The sequence below is a fragment of the Paenibacillus sp. IHB B 3084 genome, from assembly GCF_001447315.1.
GTDB lineage: Bacteria > Bacillota > Bacilli > Paenibacillales > Paenibacillaceae > Paenibacillus.
The window spans coordinates 3661193-3680556 of the sequence record NZ_CP013203.1 but is presented as its reverse complement, the minus strand read 5'-3'; the positions used below and the strand labels follow the sequence as shown (position 1 = coordinate 3680556).

Here is a 19364-nt window from a genome sequence, read left to right as displayed (position 1 = left end):
TTAGACGATTTCTACCGGATACATACTTTCACGCAATTTCGTGATTTCATCGTTTTCCAAGTATTCATCATAGCTCATCGTACGGTCGATTACACCGTTTGGCGTAATTTCCACGATACGGTTTGCAATGGTTTGAATGAACTGATGGTCATGAGATGTAAACAACACGGTACCGTCAAAGTCGATCAGACCATTGTTCAGCGCTGTAATGGATTCCAGATCCAAGTGATTGGTCGGTTCATCCAGCAGCAGCACATTGGCGCCGTTCAGCATCATCTTGGCCAGCATACAGCGAACCTTCTCGCCTCCGGACAGCACGCTTGCTTTCTTAAGCGCTTCTTCACCCGAGAAGAGCATACGTCCCAGGAAGCCACGCAGGAACGTTTCGTCCTGATCCTTGGAATATTGGCGCAGCCATTCCACGAGATTCATATCCACACCTTCAAAATAGGTGGAATTGTCTTTCGGGAAATAAGCCTGAGTGGTGGTAATCCCCCAAGAGAATTCACCGCTATCCGCATCCGTTTCATTCATCAATACCTGAAAGAGCGTTGATTTAGGCAAACCGTTCGGGCCGACAAACGCGATTTTATCGCCTTTGTTCACAACCAGACTGAACTCATTCAGCACTTGCTCGCCTTCAATGGATTTGCTGAGACGGTCTACCGTCAACAGCTGTTTGCCCGCTTCGCGTTCGGGCTTGAAGTTCAGGAACGGATATTTACGGTTCGATGGACGAATATCGTCCAGCGTAATTTTATCCAATTGTTTTTTACGTGAAGTAGCCTGTTTGGACTTGGAAGCATTCGCGGAAAAGCGCTGAATAAAGGCTTGCAGTTCCTTGATCTTCTCTTCCTTTTTCTTGTTGGCATCACGAGTCAAGGCAAGCGCAAGCTGGCTGGACTCATACCAGAAGTCGTAGTTGCCGACGTACATCTGAATTTTGCCAAAATCAATATCCGCAATATGCGTACATACCTTGTTCAGGAAGTGACGATCATGGGATACGACGATGACGGTGCCTTCATAGTCCATCAAGAAATTTTCCAGCCATTGAATGGATTCGAGATCCAAATGGTTGGTAGGCTCATCGAGCAGCAAGTTGTTCGGACGACCAAACAACGCTTGAGCCAGCAAAACACGTACCTTGTCATTACCACTCAGCTCAGACATGTTCTTGTCATGCAGGTCGCGCGGAATCCCAAGACCGATCAGCAATGAAGCCGCATCCGGCTCGGCATCCCATCCGTTCAGCTCCGCAAATTCACCTTCAAGCTCGCCGGCACGCAGGCCGTCTGCCTCTGTGAATTCCGATTTAGCGTACAGCGAATCTTTTTCCTTCATGATTTCGTACAGACGCGTATGGCCCATAATAACGGTTTCCAGAACCGGGAATTCATCGTATTCGTAATGGTTCTGCTTGAGCACTGCCATCCGTTCGCCCGGTGTCATGTGAACCTCACCTGAATTGGCTTCGATTTCACCGGAAAGAATTTTCAAAAAGGTAGATTTGCCCGCGCCATTCGCCCCAATCAGGCCGTAGCAGTTCCCAGGAGTAAATTTGATATTTACGTCTTCAAAAAGTGGGCGTTTACCATAACGAAGCGTTACGCCGCTTGTACTGATCATATGAGCATACCATCCTTATCATTAGTAAAGTGCTAATCACAAAATTACCGACGGCAATAGTATAACACACAACGGATCGGAATCGAACCGTGTGTCAACCGAACAACCCTGAAACCTCCGTCGATATTCTAAAAATAAAATAAAAAATGCTTCCATCCCCACGATTGTCTCCTGACAAAAACGTGGGCCAGAACCATTTTTTCTTGTTTCCAGATTCGATGCCACCAGGAGACAGACGAGCCATTCAGTAGGCAGTATCTACACTCCCTGTGCTTGTAAATGTACGGAAGCTCCCACACCTATCGGAATAAGATACATTCCCGCCTCAGCGTCATGTCTTACGACTACTTCCACGCCGTATACTGTCTGAATCATATCGGATGTGACGACCTTAGCGGGCGGACCGTTCGTTATAATGCGCCCTTCCTTCATGGCAATCATAACGTCGCTATAACGAATAGCCTGATTGATATCATGCAGCACCATTACGATCGTCAGGCCGTGTTCCTGATTTAACTGCCGTATGAGTTCCAAAATTTCAAGCTGGTAGTACATATCCAGATAGGTGGTCGGCTCATCCAAAAATAAAATCGGTGTCCGTTGTGCCAAGGCCATTGCAATCCATACACGCTGCCTTTCTCCCCCGGACAGCTGGTCCAGCGTGCGTGTTCTGCGTTCCTCCAGATTCGTACAGGCTATCGCCCATTCGACCGCCTGCTCGTCCTCGTCACGTCTCGCTGTGAACATGTTCTTATGCGGGAGTCTTCCGAAGCTGACGAGCTTTTCTACGGTCAAGTCAGAGGGTGCTTCATTCTGCTGATGAACCACCGCCAGTTGACGGGCCAGCTCCTTGGGCTTGTAGTGGGCAATCTCTTTACCGTCCAAAATCACTTGACCCAGGCGGGGAGCCGCATTGTTCGACATGACGCTAAGCAGCGTCGATTTGCCACAGCCGTTGGGACCAATGATGGTCGTAATCCGTCCCGGCTCAATGACAGCATTGATGGCGTGAAGACGATCCGTTTTCCGGTCATATGAAAAGGTAATATCCTTAATGTCCATAAGTGCGATCCGCCTTTCTGATCAGGAATATCAGGAACGGCCCGCCAATGACGGCCATAATAATAGAAGCTGGAATTTCATTGGGAGCAAGTACCGTCCGGCCCAGTGTATCCGCGAGCAGTAGCAGCAATCCCCCGCATAAAGCAGAGAACGGAATCAGCCACTTGTGATCCGAACCCACCAAGTAGCGGGCACAATGCGGAACGAGCAGGCCGATAAAGGCAATAACTCCAGCAATGGCTGTAGCCGTTGCCGCAAGCAGCACCGCAATGACGGAGATCAAAAGCCGCGCACGCGTCACATTGAATCCCAGGTTTTTAGCCGTTTTATCTTGCAAAGACAAAAAATTGCACCAGGAGAACACGAGCATAGCTAAAATCAGTCCAATCCCGCCATAGGTCACAATAACCTCGACATCGACCCATTTTTTCATGGACAAGGTTGAGGTTGTAACCTGATTAATGCTGGTGACCGCATAACTCCCCCGATAATTAAACGACTGCCCCAGACCCGAAAAAATCGCATTCACAGCGACCCCGATCAAGATCAGACGAATTGGATGCAGGCCGGATTTCCATGAAAATCCGTAAACCATCAGGCAGGCCAGCGCACCACCAATAAAAGAAAAGAAGGGCATCCAGAAATAGAGCGCCGGAAAGATCGTAACGGCTATCAGCGAAACCAGAGCCGCCCCCGAAGAAATACCGATAACCCCGGCATCAGCCAGCGGGTTTTTCATCACGGCTTGCAGCAAAACACCCGCCACCGCAAGCGCGGCTCCCGCCATCACAGATACGATAATTCTCGGTAGCCTCAGATCCTTGACCACATTGACCTGATCATCCGTACCTGTCCACAATCCGGTCACCAATTGGCTCAAATTCACCTTGAGACTTCCTGTCATCGCTGAATAGAGAATGACACCGATGAGCAAGGCGATTACAACGATAAAACTCCAACCTTTTTTCGACATATCATCAGCTTCCTTTAATTCGAAGGATACAACATTTTTACTAGCTCATCCAGCGCCGAGTTTGCCGCCAAATTTCCTGTTGTTCCGAACAGCGGCTCCGGCAGATCATAGACGTGTCCGTTTTTCACAGCGTTAAAATGTTTCCAAATATCGTTAGTTTTGAACTCTTCGTCGAACATTTTGACCACTTCATCCGGCATCCCGTGTGCAGCACGCAAAATAATATCCGGATTGGACTGTTGCAAGGCTTCGGTATTGTGGGCAATGAACTCCACCTTCTCTCCCTGAACCACATTCGTTCCACCTGCAATTTTAACCAGATCCCCAATATAGGAATGCTCGGTAGCCACCAGGTAGCTTCCCGGTACCCCCAGCAAGATCAATACTTTAGGGGATTTCTTCCCTTTGATCTTTTGTTGAATCTCGGCTACTTTGGCGTCCAAAGCTCCATTAATCTCTCTGGCCTTTTCGGCTTTACCGAACGTATCTCCCAGCTTTTGAATTTCTTTTTGCATATTCGCGAGACTTTCAAAATTCATAAATTCGGCATTGATTTTCAAATCTTTAAATTTAGGCTCCAAATCATATTTCAGTGTCGTAACCGACAGTACGTCCGTTGGTTTCAACGACATCACCTTTTCCATATCAGGACTCATCGGATTACCCACATCAGGTACATCCTTGTAACGGTCAGGCAGTACTTTCATGCTTGTCGGCTTGCCTGCTAAATCCAGGCCCAGCGCATCCGTAATTTCTGCAATGGCTACCGTTGTAGCCACAATACGCGGCTGTGTTTTATCACCGGACGTTGCTGCTGATTTTGCGCCTTCATTATCGTTCTGTCCAGCAGCTGCTCCTCCCGAGCATCCGGCGAGCAACAAAAACACCAGACCCATCAACATATAAAAGCAGAATGATTTCCCTTGTACCAACGCTGTATATCGTTTCATGAAAGCCAAATCACCTCAATTCAAAATATAGAAGCTGCATGAGCCTCAATTTTTCGGGTAATGAAATGCTGACAAGTCTTGATGCCAGGGCACCAAGACTTGCTTGCATACAAGCTATTCTGTTATTGAAGCAGGTATGATGCTCCTGCGTCCTGATGTTATTTTGCTTTCAGGCTCGCTTCGTCAAATTTGAATTGAACGGTATACCAGTGATCATACGGCACGCCGCCAAGAACCAATCCTGGCACAATGACGTGGGTGTAGGCACTGATTTTCTGAGACAAGTCCCCGACTTCAAATTGAACGACACGCGTATCGCCAGATGTCGAGATGACCTCCACATCTTTCAGGCTACCGTTCTGCTCCACTTGAAGAACAGGCATCCAAGAGCTATTTTTCAATGTAACTTGAATATAACGCTTGTCTCCCTTTTCAATCAATGTAGCAGGCTTATCGAGGTATCCATCCATGACGGAAGCTTCGCTCGTTTTATCTTTAAATACGTTGTAGTTGATTGTGTATTGCTTTTCGGAAGCTAAGGTTTGAGACGGCTGCTCCACTACAGGTTTTGTTTCAGTTACAGGTGTAGTCGGTTCGGCTGCCTTGTCCGTAGAAGCTACATTTACTCCCTCACCTTTAAGCGATGCACGGTCAAATTGAATTTGTCCGCCGAATTTTTCATTCAAAATGAATTTCTCAGGCAGATATACCTGTGTGTACACGCTCAACTTTTTGTCCAGATCAGGCACTTCAAAAGCGATGGTACGCGTGTCACCCTTCGTGTTGGAACCCACAACGGTTGGATTGGCATAACGGCCTTCAAAATCCGTTTGGAACAACTTCAGAGCCTGATTGTCCGTAACGGTCAGATGTGCTTGCACTTTGCCATTCTTCACAACCAGCTTCGCGAGACTCTGTACAAAAGGAGCCACAAGGGATTCCTTGTCTGTTCCGTTCGCCAGCAAACGGAGGTTTGCTGTATACTCTCCATCCGCTAAATTGCTTTTCCCCTTTTCAACTTCGCTTGTCTTTTTATCGTTGTAATACGTTACATCGCTAGTATCGAATTTGAATTCAAAATCGTATACCTTCTCTACACGATCCTCAGCTTTGAAGACCATAGGAGTAGCACTCGCTACCTTCGGAGCTTCGTAAACAACCAGTTGTCCTTTTACGTTGTTCTTAAAGTCGCTTACGCCAAAACGAACGTTCTTGGTATTGCTTGCTGCATCTTCCTGGGTCACTTCTGCGTCCTTGAAGCCTCCGCTTGCCGTATCCCAAATGCGCAATGCCTTCACTTCGTTGCTGTTTTGCAGCTTCATACCAACAAACCGTTTGTCGCCTTCCACGACCAATTGCGCTGGTTCATTGGCAATAAAGCGTTGAACCGGAGAATTCTCTCCTGTTGTTCCATCATCTAAAACAATGCTGAATTTCAAAACATATTTACCATTAGCCAACTTGTCAAAATCCAATTTCACGATTGGATCTGCCGCTCCTGTAGAGGACGGTTCGACAAAGCTGCGAATGGTAGCAGGCTCAAATTGATACTGCACATCATATACGTGGTCATAAGGGATGCCACCCAATTCCAGACCCGGTACAATGACATGTGTATTAACCGTAACTTTTTCCGATAAATCTGCAACTTCAAATTGTACGGTTCTTGTATCTGCGGAGGTCGATTGATCAATAACCTGAGCTTCTGCACCGTTTACCTTGAATGTTTTAATCCAGCTGCTCTTGTCCATTTTGATCTGGATCAAATTTTTGCCGGATTGCTTCAACAGAGTGGCTGGTTTTTGCATATAGCCATCCATCACAGATATTTCATTGCTTCCGTCTTTAAGTACAGAGAAATCAATGCTGTATCTGCCGTTCTCAGCTCCAGGAGTTGTACCGCCATCCGTTCCTTTAACCGCAATGCTGCTACGGTCGAATTTGAGGCGGATCGTATGGTCCATTTCATAAACGGTTCCGTTATAGCTGGTACTTACATGAACTTGCGCGTTTAAAATGGTATCCACATCTGCCACTGAGAACTTCACAATGCGAGTATCGGCTGCTTTATCCTCACTCACAGTGCCTGCGTCCGTTAACGTTCCGTTTTGTTCGGTTTTAAACTTCGTTATCGTTGCACTGTCCTTGATCTGGATGGACACTTCATATTTGCCTTTAGTCGCTGTCAATGTTGCCGGCGACACCAAGTATCGTGCCATCGCGGATGCTTGATCCTTGGTAGCATGCAGCGCATCAAAGTTGATGGAGTATGTGCCGTCCGCCAAAGTCGATGGTGTACCTGGATTTGTTGGTGTCGAATCTTTAAGTGTTATACTATTTCTATCAAATTTGAGACGGATCGTATGGTCCATTTCATAAGGGGTTCCGTTGTAGCTGGTACTAACATGAACCTGCGCATTTAAAATGGCATCCACATCAGCCAATGGGAACTTCACAATGCGAGTATCGGTTGCTTTATCCTCACTCACAATGTCCACGTCCGTTAATGTTCCGTTTTGTTCGGTTTTGAACTTCGTAATCGTTGCGCTATCCTTGATCTGGAAGGACACTTCATACTTGCCTTTCGTCGCTGTCAGTGTTGCTGGCGACACCAAGTACCGTGCCATCGAAGAGGCTTGATCCTTGGTTGCGTGCAGCGCATCAAAGTTAATGGAATACGTACCATCTACCAAAGTCGAAGGTGTACCCGGATCAGGTGTAACATTGCCGTTAAACTGGATTTGAACATAGTACCAATGATCGTATGGTACTCCGCCCAATTCCAAACCAGGTACGATAACGTGAGTATAAGCATTTACTTTGTTAGACAGACTGCTTATTTCAAACTCCACTATGCGTTGGTCACCCTCAGTGGATACCGTAGCCGCTTCTTCATATTTTCCATTCTGCTCTGTTTGGAAGGAAGGAATCCAACTGCTGTTTTTAATCGTCAGTTGAACATACCATTTGTTTCCTTTTTGGACCACTTTAGCTGGCTTTAGAGTATATCCGTCCATAACGGACATATCTTGCGACTTATCCTTTAAAACAGAGAAGTCAATACTTCCCGATTGCAGAGAAGAACCCGGATCAGGGGTAACACTGCCGTTAAACTGGATTTGAACATAGTACCAATGATCGTATGGTACTCCGCCCAATTCCAAACCAGGCACGATAACGTGGGTATAAGCATTTACTTTGTTAGACAGATTGCCTACTTCAAACTCGATTGTACGTTGGTCACCCTCAGTGGATACCGTAGTCGTTTCTTCATATTTTCCATTCTGTTCTGTTTGGAAAGATGGAATCCAACTGCTGTTTTTAAGTGTCAGTTGAACGTACCATTTGTTTTCTTTTTGAACCAGTTTAGCTGGTTTTACAGCATAGCCATCCATAACGGACACATCTTGCGATTTATCTGTCAAAATCGTGAAGTCAAGGTTTCCTGGTTGTAAAGGAACCTCGGGTTCTGGTGATGTTACAGGCGGAGTCGTCTCCTCTGCAACCTTTATTGTAGATGGATCAAATTCAATCGAGTTTTCTCTCTTTATATTTTTGAATTTAAAATCCACATCAATTTTCTGAGTTAAATCATACACGTCAAATGTTACAGATCTTTGATTATACTTGTCTCCTGTTTGGACCAAATCTGAAACATGAGCAGAAATACCTTCTCCATTTTGTTTAAATTCAAAATCTGTTAATAATGGTTCTGTTGGATTATCAATATTCAAAGAAACATGATACGTAGCTTGTCCGACTGACGCATTATACTCTACTTTAAAAGTAGCTGGTTTCACAAAATAGAGAGCTTGTGGTGAATTGTTGCCTGTCTTTCTGTTCTTCACTGCATATTCAATTGAATATTTATTGGAGTCCTGAACGACGCTGGAGCTCTGTACCTCTGCAACTGAAACCACACCTCCCGATGGTGCCGTTTCGTTCTCTGTCGGGGTTGTTTCCGCCATACTTGGTTCTATCGAATATACATCCTCACTCACAGAAGTTGCAGACGCACCAGATTCAGTTGATGTGACAGTATCTTCGGCAGATACAACTGGTGCAAACGGGAACACAACCGAAAGCAGCATGGCAAAGGTCGCTAACGTTATTAAGTATTTTCTAAATTGCCTTTTCAAGTGTATTAATCCCCCTACTTAAAATATACTCATTTGAAGCTCTCCCGAACTTCAAATGAGTATTCAAATCAATGCAATGTCTCTGTACTAATTAATCGTATCTTCATCAAAACCAAATTGAACAATGTAATCGTGATCGTATGGCACACCGCCAGTGTATTCTTTCGGTACGCTTACGTGAAGTTTAGCGTTCAATAGCGCAGACAAATCGCTCACCGGAAACTCAACCACTCTTGTATCACCGGATGTGCTGACTACAGTTGCATTCACATATTGACCATTTTGTTGTGTCTTGAATTCAGTGACCCAAGCGCTTTTGGTAATCGTCACTCTAACCTTGTACTGACCATTAGCAGCAATCAAGGTAGCTGGCTTCGCCACATAACCGCCTGTATCCATGTAGGAAGGTGAAGTTGTACCATCTTTGTACACTGTGTAATCAATGGTGTACGTACCGTTAGGCAAAGCCGCATTCGCTTTATTTGCAGAAAACGGAGCTAGTACAACAAATACCAGAGCAGCCATCAATACAGTAAGCATTACTTTTTTCAAATCCATACGGTTCATGATCATGTTCATGTTCTCAGTCTCCTTTTACGTTTTATTTTGGATTAGATTTCGTCGAATTGCAGTTGTACGTCATACTTGCCTGTGTAGCCAATGACTGGAATGGCGATTTCAGCGTAAGCGTTGACTTTAGCATTCAGGTCAGCAACTTCGAATTCCACTACGCGAGTGTTGTTGGCAGTATCTGTACTTACCACAGTCGCATCTTGCAGTACACCGTTTTGTTCCACTTTGAACGTTGTGATCAGATTGCTGCTTTTCACAGTCAAACGAACAACATTTTTGCCATTAGCTACAATAACCTGAGCTGGTTTCGTCAAATAGCTATCCAGACGGGAGGTTTCATTCGTTTGATCTTTCAGAACGGTATAGTCTACTGCATACGTGCCGTCGGCTGCTGCCGCTTTAGCGGAGAACGGAGCAATAACTGCAAAAACAAGTGCTGTCATGATCAATGCAACGAGTACCTTTTTGAAAGAAAACTGCTCAAAGCGATTCATTACCATATTCATATCTACACACACTCCTCCATTTTTTATGCTTGAATTTATGTTGATTTCATGAACGATAAGATTGCTTGAATTTACTTCTTAGAAGATTTGGTTGATTTCGTTGACTGGACGGCCGCTACTTTTTTGACACTTTTGGAATCAAAAGCGAAGCGAATGGTATAGTCATGATCGTAGTTATACGCAGGGACGGTAACATGAATTTTAGAAATCAGCGGGCTGTTCACAGTTGTAATTGGAAATTGTACAGTACGGGTATCGGTTTTGGTGTCCTTGTGAATAACCTTTGTGTCGATAATTTTGCCTTTGTAATCCACTTTAAACCCGGTTGTCCATTCGCTGTGATTCAGCTTAATTTGCATCGTCATTTGGCCTTTTTTCACATACAGCTTGGCTGGCTTCTCAAAATAATCATTAGCCATGGATACAGAATCGTTTTCGGCCTTGAGAATATTGTATTTAAGCGTGTATGTACCATCCGCCAATTTTGTAGAAGCCGTAGCGGCTACCACAGATGATGAAGTTGGCCACAAGCTCAGCACACTGACCAGCAGAAACACAGCAATCATTGCAGAATAACCCTTCCTCATTTTGACAGCAGTCCCTCCCCACGAGAATATAAGTAATTGATTATCATTCTCAATTGAATTCTAAAAAAAATAGCTCCTCTTGAGCTTTGCCTCCCCACCTTTCCATCCAGAAATTCGCAAAACCAAGTGAACCCATCACCAATATATCTTACATTTTTCGAATATGTCAATATGTATTTGCGTGTATATAACCCCTTGATATATGCTATTTTTTAAGAAAAATTTAGGATACCTTCCTCTATACCAAGAATCCCCTCCTCTCCATTTCAGTAAAAAATTTATTTAAAATTTTGTTTTTTTCAATTGACAATTCCCATTGATATTCATTATCATTCTCTTATGCATAAATGAAAATGATTATCATTATTGTTTAACTTAAAATTGCAGGAGGAATGACATGAAATCTTATGTGTTGTGGTCATCCGCAGCGCTTTTATTGGCAGTTACCGGATGCAGTAATGGTACTCCGGCCGCAGATCACAAACCAGCCACTGCATCTGTATCTGCCACTTCCGGCACTACAAGCGGTGCAGCGATTCAGGTTGCTGATTTTTCAAAACGGACGTTGGCGTTCCAAGGTGTCCCTCAACATATCATTGCGCTCAGCAATGGCGATCTGGATATCATATATGCTTTGGGCGGGACAGCCGTTGGCAGACCCAACTCGAATGGACCTTCCGTCGTGCCTGCTGCTGAAAACGTTCAACAAGTAGGCTCTACTCATGAAGTCGATCTGGAGAAAATTACGATGCTCAAACCGGATGTCGTATTGGGCAATTACCCTATGAATGAGAAAGACATTCCAGCTATTGAAGGTGTCGGTTCGCAGTTGCTACTGACAGGAGCCAATTCAGTCAAAGATATTCAGTCGCAAATTACACTCTTCGGACAATTACTGCAAAAGCAGACTCAGGCCGTGAAGCTGAATCAGCAAATTGACCAACAGGTAGCCACATTACAAAAGGAAACAGCCTCTGCCTCCAAACCTAGAGTGCTGCTTGTTTACGGAGCCCCAGCCACATATATGGCGGCATTGCCGAATTCATTAGGCGGAAATATTTTGGAAAAGGCTGGCGGTTCTAATATTGCCGCTGATTTTCCAGGCCTGCAAAATTTCCCGCAATATGCACAGCTAAATACGGAACGCATCGTACAGGCCGACCCTGACTACATCCTGATTATGACCCACGGCAATACGGATGATGTCAAAGCCGCTTTTATCAAGGAAATGCAGGAAAATGCAGCTTGGAGCGGAATCAAGGCGGTCAAAAACAATCAGGTCGAGGTATTACCCTCCGATCTGTTCGGAACAAATCCGGGCACACGGGTTACTAAAGCGCTGGATTTGATGCATCAAAAGCTGTATCCGGCGAAATAAGCGATGAACAAACTACAACGCGCAAGAAGACGCACCATCGCCTGGATTACACTTCCGATCCTGCTGCTAGCCGTATCCGTGTACGGCCTGGCTTACGGATCGGTGTCGATTCCACTACGAGAAATCAATCAGGTTTTGCTACATAATGATGACTCCACCTATCGCACGATCCTAATGGATCTCCGGCTGCCCAGAGTGTTAGTGGGTCTGCTCGTAGGAGCCTGTCTGGCAGCTTCCGGGGCACTTCTTCAGGGAGTGATGAAAAATCCCTTGGCTGATCCCGGCATTATTGGCGTATCGGCCGGTGGTGGACTCGCTGCGGTCATCACGATGGTCATGCTTCCGCAGCTCAGTTATCTTCTTCCGGTAACGGCCTTTTTGGGAGCTTTTCTGAGTGCTATTGTCATTTACCTGCTGGCTTGGGACCGGGGGGCTTCTCCAGTCAAAATCGTGCTGGCTGGCGTTGCCATCAATGCGCTGCTGGGCGCGCTCACCAACGGCGTGATGGTTATGTACAGCGACCGCGTGCAAGCAGTTCTGCCTTGGCTATCCGGCGGATTGAACGGACGAAGCTGGCATCATCTGGAGTTCATGGCGCCTTACGCCATCATCGGCTTAATCGCCTCCCTGTTTGCGATCAAGCCTGCCAATTTGCTGCTGTTGGGCGACGATTCAGCACAACTGCTCGGACAGCGAGTAGAGCTCCAGCGGCTGCTCATTATCTTGCTCTCTGCCCTGCTCGCTGGTACGGCGGTCAGCGTAGCGGGGCTGATCGGTTTTATAGGACTGGTCGTTCCTCATGTTATCCGCCTGCTGATCGGGGAGGATTATCGTTTCCTCCTTCCCCTTTCCATTCTGGGCGGCGGGACACTGGTCGTACTGGCGGATACGGTGGCACGGTCCTGGTTTGGTCCTATTGAACTGCCTGTAGGCATTTTGCTGGCCGTCATCGGAGCGCCGTTCTTCTTAATCCTGCTCAAGAAACGGGGGAATTTCGGATGACAGCCATTCAGGGTGAGCATATCTCCTTGCAGCGCGGGTATTTCAAGCTGGACGATGTAAACATTACCTTACCCGCCGGACAGCTCACCGCGATTGTCGGGCCCAACGGTTCGGGCAAGTCCACGCTTTTGCGGATTATTACACGGCTGCTCAAGCAGGATCAGGGGCAGGTTTCCGTACTGGGCAAGCCGGTTCAGGAATACAAGCGGCGCGATTTTGCTCAGACGATTACAATGCTTCCGCAAATGAAGGATATGCTGCCGTTATTAACGGTTCGTGAGCTGGTCGCTTACGGAAGATCCCCTCATGCCAAAGGCTTGAGGACACGGCATACCGGACAGGATCAGCATATTGTGGACCATGTCATGGAAATCACAGGCATGAAGCCCTATGCGGATCGGATGTTCCATACTCTATCGGGAGGTGAACAACAAAAAGCGCGAATTGCAATGGCTTTGGCCCAACAAACGGGCATTCTTTTGCTCGATGAACCTACCACTTTTCTGGATATCGCTCATCAATTTGAGGTTATGGATATGCTGAGGCGTATCAATCACGAGTCCGGCTTGACGATTGTTATGGTACTGCATGATTTGCAGCAAGCTGCGGCCTATTGTCATCATATGATTGCGCTTAAAAGGGGACGAATCGCCATGGCTGGCGAACCCCGTCAGATTTTGACGTCTGCTTTTCTTCGCGACATTTATGAAATGAACGCTACGATCAAATTTGAGGATGGCTATCCGGTCATTATACCGACCATACCACATCATTCAGGAGGAATTTAATATGGTTATCGTTACAAATACATCTAAAATCACCCCGGGCAATGCCCATTTGCTCATCGAACGCTTTAACAAAGAAGGTAAAGTGGAGAAAATGGAAGGCTTCCTCGGTCTGGAAGTGCTACTCACTGAAAATACAAAAGATTATGATGAAGTAACGATTAGCACACGCTGGAAGGAAAAAGAGAACTTCCAGGGCTGGACCAAAAGCGAAGCTTTCCGTGAATCACACAGCCACCGCCAAATTCCGGACTATATTTTAGAAAATAAAATTACGTTTTATGAAGTCAAAATCGTGCGGCATCCCATTACCAACACCGATTCCGATTCCTTTCTGGTGAACGATACCGAAGCGGTTTAATCCTGTAACACAGCGACAGACTTGTCTGCCTGTACCTTTTTACTCATTCAAAACAACCATAAAAAGCGACTCCGCAGACCTTTGTCCGCAGAGTCGCCTTTTATATAGAATCCTCAGATTATAGTTGAACAGAGGCTTTGAATTTTCAGCGTCTCACCGTGCCCCAGTATATGAATGCGCTCCTTGGCGATGCCCAAGCGTTCACGCTCCGCTTCGAGACGATCCAGCGCCTCTCTCGGCGTATCATCCGCCAGTTTAAAGGCTCCGTAATGCATCGGGATCATCTGATTCGCGCCGCAATCCACGAACCCCTGCAACGCCTCCTCCGGTGTCACATGCTGTGAGGTCATGAACCATTCCGGCTCATACGCACCAATCGGCATAAAGGTCAGGTCAATGTCAAAGCGCTCGCCAACCTCCTTAAAGCCACGGAAATACCCGGTATCTCCCACAAAGTACAACGTCGGTGCAACTGCTGTATCTGAAATAGAATGAGTATGCGATTCTGTGACGGACGTGGCAGAGCCGATCACCTGCTGCTCACTTTGCAGCACGTATCCTCCCCAATGCGAAGTATTCGTATCAAACGGCGTACGCCGCGTCCAATGCTGGGCCGGAACAAATGTGAATCGCACCCCGCCTATCGTAAAATGATCCCACCATTTCAGCTCATGGCAGTTACGGAAGCCTTTGCGGACCATTTTCGACTTTAACCCCGAAGGTACGAGCATCAGCGTATCTGCACGGTACAATTTACGCAACGATTCCATATGCAAATGATCATAATGCGAATGAGACAGCAGAATGATGTCCAACGGCGGTACATCTTGAATGCGGATGCCGGGCGGAGCCAGTCTTTTGTCGAAAGCCATACGCTCAGCCCACACCGGATCCGTAACGATGTTCAGTCTGAGATACTGAATGAAAAAGGTAGAATGCCCTACCCAGGTCGCCGTCGTCGTTTCCCGGTTACTGTGCAAAAACTCCAGCTCCGGGGGATGGTTCGGAACAACGAACGTATAATCCTTCGTTTTGCTGCGGCGCTCCTGCCGCCACTGTCTGAATTGCTTGAGTGTTTTATCGGTGTTGACATGATCCATGTTGTTAAAACGAACTTTGGGCATGATGTAACTCCTCCCCTGACGGACCCGTTCTCCAAAGAGATCGAAACGGATTAATTCATTTATATATTACACGCGAGTGTGAACATCAAATGATGCAACATGCTGGTGTATGTAAAGTATAATTCAATCCGCCTTTTACATGCAAAAATGGACCCTCCCCTATCAATCAGGAAGGGCCATCTCAGATGTTGCTGTCAGTCCTGTGGATTTTTAAAGCGTGCCGAGTATATAAACAGAAACACAATCGCCACCACAATAATAATAGGCGACTCATACATGATCGTAAAATGCTCGAAAGCAGCCATTTGTACTCACCCTTTCTTCCCCGCTTGTCCTCGCACATAATCCGCATCGAACAGGAACAGTCTCAAGATCAGGATCAGTGACGGGATCAATACCAGCAGCCCCGCACTAAACGCCGTAATCAATGCATACGCCATAACGGAGTTCGTAAAGCTGTGATGCACATTAATGTAGGGATACAAAACATACGGCAGATGCGAGCGACCATAGCCATACCAGGCAAATGCAAATTGCAACATGACCAGAATAAAGGAAGTTCCGAGATGACGCCGCCGCCATACCAGATAAACAGCTCCGACAAAGCAGACGAAGGAGGCGACAAACATCCAGGCCATGTTCAGCATATTGGCAAAGTGGTCTGGATTTTGTTTGTTAATCTGAAAAAATGCAAGCAGACTCGCCACAATCGTAGGACCGCTCCAGAATAGCGCGTACCCGCGCACGATTTCAAAAGCGACCTTGTCCCCTGCCCTTTTGGCATAGTACGACAAAAACATCGCTGAAATATACAGCACACTCACCAATGCTAGAAAAATAACCGCCCACGTATAGGGGTTGCTTAATAGCTGGCCCCATTGAAGATGAACGCCTGTGCTGTTTTCCACAATAATGCCGCCTTCCGAAATAGCAAGGACCGTCGACAGTGCCGCCGGAATGAGCAGCCCCGTCGCACCGTACAATGCCATGTAGACGATATTATTTGTACCGGAATGTCCATACGTGTTGTACGCATAGTACACCCCGCGGATCGCGAGAAGCACAATCGCAATACTGCCCGGAACGAGCAACGCTGTGCCATAATAATAAGCCGCATCCGGGAAGAAACCGTTCAGTCCCACCACGAAAAAAATGAGAAATACGTTCGTTACCTCCCACACCGGTGATAAATACCGCTGTATAATGTTGTGGATTTTGTTCTGGTGACCTGTCAGCACACTGTAAAAGCTGAAAAAGCCTGCGCCAAAATCAATAGATGCCACAATCAAATAACCGAATAGGAAGGTCCACAAAATGGCGATACCGACAATTTCATAGCTCACTTCCCTTCAGCCCCTTCCAGACCCAGCTGCTTCAGCTCTTCCACTGCATCTTTATTACGGAACAGCTTGCTGAGAACCTTAATGGCCGAGAAGCACAACACGAGATACAAAATGATAAACAGCACGAGCATCCATCCCACACTGGTGGAAGTGGTCGCTGCTTCGGATACCTTCATATAGCCGCGTAAAATCCACGGCTGCCTGCCGACCTCCGCAAACAACCAGCCCAGCTCAATGGCTACCATAGCCATCGGCCCCACCAGAATGAGCGCCAGCAGCAGCCATTTGGGGTATGGTTTACGACCTGGCAGACGTTTGCGAATCAGATACAACAGCGGAATGACGAGAATCAGCACCCCGGTGGTGATTTTGAGATCGAACATATAGTGGATAGACAATGGCGGTCGCTGATCCACAGGATAATCATTCAAACCCTTAACTTCTGTACTGGGCAGATTCCCGGCCAAAACGCTAAGCGCATAAGGCACTTTCAAGGCGTATTTGATGTCTCCGTTCTTGTCCATATAACCGCCATATACGAAGGGCGCGTGCGTCATTGTATCAAAATGCCATTCGGCGGCAGCCAGCTTTTCCGGCTGATATTTGGCCAGAAATTTACCGGAAGCGTCTCCGATCATCACGGTGCTGATGGCAAATACAATGGTGCAGGTGGCGGTCAGCTTCAGCGCTTTTTTGAAATACGGGTGGTTACGCCCCCGCAGCATACTATAGGCAGCCAGTCCCATCAGCAGCCCGGCGCTCAACGTATACGAGGAAGCCAGCACATGAGAAACTTTGGTCGGCGTGGCCGGATTCAGCATGGCCTGGATGGGATGAATATCTGTCATGACTCCATTTTTAAGTGTAAAGCCTTGAGGCTGGTTCATGAACGAGTTCACAGTTGTAATAAAAACCGCTGATGCAGATGAGGCAATCGCTACCGGAATGAGCAGCATCAGGTGAAAATATTTGCTTTTAAACCGATCCCAGGTGTACAAGTAGATACCCAAAAAATGGCTTCAATGAAAAAAGCAAACGTCTCCAAAAAAAGGGGCAGCGCAATCGCTTGTCCAGCCACCCGCATAAAGGTAGGCCATAGCAAGCTGAGTTGCAGTCCAATGGAAGTTCCTGTGACGACACCTACGGCAACGGTGATGACAAACCCCCGCGCCCAACGTCGGGCCAGCAGTGTATAGTGCGGATCACCAGTTCGCAGCCCGCGCCATTCCGCGAGTGCAATCATCAAAGGTACACCAACGCCGATAGATGCAAATACAATATGAACAAACAGGGTAATTCCGGTCAACATCCGGCTTAGCAATACGGGGTCCAGTGAAGACAAATGGTACTCACTCCTTCATTTCACATTTTAAATAGAAAGCACCTGCATACATTCCTTCGGATTACGATCTAGGGAGTCAGGCGGGCTATGCTTTTAATGACTGCGTACAGCATAATAGCCGCTATCACAATACACACAATAATGAGCGTCCTTTCCTGCTTGCGGAACATGGGAACGCCTCCTTTACTCGTCGTTTGGAGCATGGGGAGAACATATCTCTTAGTCTAGCTAAATTTTGTTATTTTTAACCATTCTGCCGCTATAAATTTGGCAGGATTCCATTTTGGATATTGCCATGTGCAGTTGAATCGTTCTGGGTAGCTACTTTTTAGCCTCATTAGTGTGAGATTTATCATTGTATTTTCATCAAAATGACGAACCCCCTCTTTGGAGACATTCATAGAATGAGGTACAATACAGATAAGCTATATATGGAGAACTTTTGAATAGGAGGCTGTACCGCGCTATGAAAATAACATCTATCGAGCCAACTCCCAGTCCGAACACCATGATGCTGCATCTGGATGAGCGGCTGGAAGCGGGCATTCGCAGAACATATACACGGGATAATGAACGCTCCGCTCCCCCTTTTATCCGGCGTATGCTGGGCATTGAAGGAGTTAAAAGCGTGTTTCACACGACGGATTTTGTAGCCCTTGATCGCAAAGGGAACGCAGATTGGTCCACCATTCTGGGTCAGGTTCGCGACCAGCTAGGAGAGGAAGGCGCAGACGCCAATTGGGACTTGCCAGAGGAAACCTCCGGGGAAGCGTTTGGTGAGGCACAGGTATTTGTGCAATTTTTCCGGGGCATTCCGATGCAAATCCGGGTCAAAGCGGGCCAGCAGGAGGAACGGATTTCCTTGTCCGACCGTTTCGTGGAGGCCGTAACCCGGGTAGCCAGCGCGACGCTGATCAAGGAGCGCAAGCTGAGCGATTACGGCGTCCGCTATGGAGAACTGCCGGATATCGCGCGCGAGGTGGAGCAGGAGCTGGAGGCAGCCTTCCCACAGGAGCGGCTGGAGCAGATTATCCAGCAGGCGATTGCCCATGGCGCGGACAACAGCGAATTCGTGGAGGAACGCCGCGAGTGGAGCGATGCCGAGCTGGAGTTGGCCCTACAGCACAAGGATTGGCGCACTCGCTACGCTGCGCTGGATCGGCTGGAGCCGACGCCCGAGCATTTGCCACTCATCCGCCAAGCGCTGAATGACGACAAAATGCAGCTACGGCGGCTGGGGGTCGTCTATTTGGGCGATCTGCGCACACCGGAGGCGATGGAGCTGCTGTCCGAGGCGCTACGCGATCCTTCAGCGGCCGTACGCCGTACGGCGGGCGATACGCTGTCGGATATCGGCGACCCGGCGGCTACCGGAGCTATGATCGGAGCCTTGTCAGATAACAGCAAGCTGGTTCGCTGGCGGGCTGCCCGTTTTTTGTACGAGGTCGGCACCGAGGACGCGCGTGACGCGCTGGAGAAGGCTGTAGATGACCCCGAATTCGAGGTCAGTCTACAGGCCAAAATGGCGCTGGAGCGCATTGAGTCAGGCGAGCAAGCCGCAGGGACGGTTTGGCAGCAGATGGCCAAGCGCAACTCTTAACTTGTGATTT

At 47.3% G+C, this 19364-nt stretch carries 16 protein-coding genes and 1 pseudogene; 5 read left to right on the top strand and 12 right to left on the bottom strand.

All coding sequences use genetic code 11. From position 1 onward, the window contains the following. From ASL14_RS17125 to isdC, 8 genes are all read right to left on the bottom strand, one after another. On the bottom strand, positions 1–1629 hold the full coding sequence (locus ASL14_RS17125; protein ID WP_134912676.1) for an ABC-F family ATP-binding cassette domain-containing protein: 1629 nt from the start codon (positions 1627–1629) through the stop codon (positions 1–3). Positions 1630–1887: 258 nt separating this feature from the next. After that, positions 1888–2691 (bottom strand): ABC transporter ATP-binding protein, encoded by an 804-nt coding sequence (locus tag ASL14_RS17120; RefSeq protein WP_134912674.1) that lies wholly within the window; start codon positions 2689–2691, stop codon positions 1888–1890. Continuing rightward, positions 2681–3664, bottom strand: a complete 984-nt coding sequence (locus ASL14_RS17115) for a FecCD family ABC transporter permease (RefSeq protein WP_134912671.1) — start codon at positions 3662–3664, stop codon at positions 2681–2683. The genes ASL14_RS17120 and ASL14_RS17115 overlap by 11 nt, the downstream gene beginning before the upstream one ends. 14 nt (positions 3665–3678) lie before the next feature. Further along, positions 3679–4614: a heme ABC transporter substrate-binding protein IsdE gene (gene isdE / locus ASL14_RS17110; RefSeq protein WP_134912669.1), complete on the bottom strand. Its 936-nt coding sequence runs from the start codon at positions 4612–4614 to the stop codon at positions 3679–3681. Between the two features lie 158 nt (positions 4615–4772). Beyond that, complete coding sequence (locus tag ASL14_RS17105; protein ID WP_134912667.1) at positions 4773–8753, bottom strand: NEAT domain-containing protein; 3981 nt, start codon at positions 8751–8753, stop codon at positions 4773–4775. Positions 8754–8840: 87 nt separating this feature from the next. Beyond that, positions 8841–9332: an NEAT domain-containing protein gene (locus tag ASL14_RS17100; protein WP_134912666.1), complete on the bottom strand. Its 492-nt coding sequence runs from the start codon at positions 9330–9332 to the stop codon at positions 8841–8843. 32 nt (positions 9333–9364) lie between these two features. Next, positions 9365–9832, bottom strand: coding sequence for an NEAT domain-containing protein (locus ASL14_RS17095; protein WP_134912664.1), 468 nt, complete (start codon positions 9830–9832; stop codon positions 9365–9367). Positions 9833–9903: 71 nt separating this feature from the next. Next, positions 9904–10419 (bottom strand): heme uptake protein IsdC, encoded by a 516-nt coding sequence (gene isdC, locus ASL14_RS17090; RefSeq protein WP_134912662.1) that lies wholly within the window; start codon positions 10417–10419, stop codon positions 9904–9906. A 397-nt stretch (positions 10420–10816) separates the two neighbouring features. Between isdC and ASL14_RS17085 the strand changes: the two genes are divergently transcribed. The 4 genes from ASL14_RS17085 to isdG are packed head-to-tail and all read left to right on the top strand — an operon-like array spanning position 10817 to position 13945. Next, positions 10817–11797 (top strand): ABC transporter substrate-binding protein, encoded by a 981-nt coding sequence (locus ASL14_RS17085; RefSeq protein WP_134912660.1) that lies wholly within the window; start codon positions 10817–10819, stop codon positions 11795–11797. 3 nt (positions 11798–11800) lie between these two features. Continuing rightward, positions 11801–12799 carry a FecCD family ABC transporter permease gene (locus tag ASL14_RS17080; protein WP_134912658.1) on the top strand — a complete coding sequence of 333 codons (999 nt, stop codon included), beginning with the start codon at positions 11801–11803 and terminating at the stop codon, positions 12797–12799. After that, positions 12796–13587, top strand: a complete 792-nt coding sequence (locus ASL14_RS17075; protein WP_134912656.1) for an ABC transporter ATP-binding protein — start codon at positions 12796–12798, stop codon at positions 13585–13587. The genes ASL14_RS17080 and ASL14_RS17075 overlap by 4 nt, the downstream gene beginning before the upstream one ends. A gap of 1 nt (position 13588) precedes the next feature. Next, positions 13589–13945, top strand: a complete 357-nt coding sequence (isdG, locus tag ASL14_RS17070) for a heme oxygenase (protein ID WP_044644479.1) — start codon at positions 13589–13591, stop codon at positions 13943–13945. A 113-nt stretch (positions 13946–14058) separates the two neighbouring features. Here the strand turns inward: isdG and ASL14_RS17065 are convergent, their stop codons facing one another. The 4 genes and pseudogenes from ASL14_RS17065 to ASL14_RS17055 all read right to left on the bottom strand — a co-directional run bounded on the left by ASL14_RS17065 (position 14059) and on the right by ASL14_RS17055 (position 17754). Next, complete coding sequence (locus tag ASL14_RS17065) at positions 14059–15069, bottom strand: MBL fold metallo-hydrolase (protein ID WP_134912654.1); 1011 nt, start codon at positions 15067–15069, stop codon at positions 14059–14061. Positions 15070–15263: 194 nt separating this feature from the next. Then, positions 15264–15374 carry a cytochrome bd oxidase small subunit CydS family protein gene (gene cydS, locus ASL14_RS29615; protein WP_007432143.1) on the bottom strand — a complete coding sequence of 37 codons (111 nt, stop codon included), beginning with the start codon at positions 15372–15374 and terminating at the stop codon, positions 15264–15266. A gap of 6 nt (positions 15375–15380) precedes the next feature. Beyond that, positions 15381–16412 (bottom strand): cytochrome d ubiquinol oxidase subunit II, encoded by a 1032-nt coding sequence (locus tag ASL14_RS17060; protein WP_134912652.1) that lies wholly within the window; start codon positions 16410–16412, stop codon positions 15381–15383. Beyond that, a pseudogene (locus ASL14_RS17055) lies at positions 16409–17754 on the bottom strand (cytochrome ubiquinol oxidase subunit I). The gene ASL14_RS17060 and the pseudogene ASL14_RS17055 overlap by 4 nt, the downstream one beginning before the upstream one ends. 466 nt (positions 17755–18220) lie before the next feature. On the opposite strand from ASL14_RS17055, the gene ASL14_RS17050 reads away from it, so the two are divergent. Then, the gene (locus ASL14_RS17050) at positions 18221–19354 is read left to right on the top strand and encodes a virulence factor (RefSeq protein WP_134912650.1); all 1134 of its coding nucleotides are present in this window, start codon (positions 18221–18223) and stop codon (positions 19352–19354) included. The last annotated feature ends 10 nt before the right edge of the window (positions 19355–19364 follow it).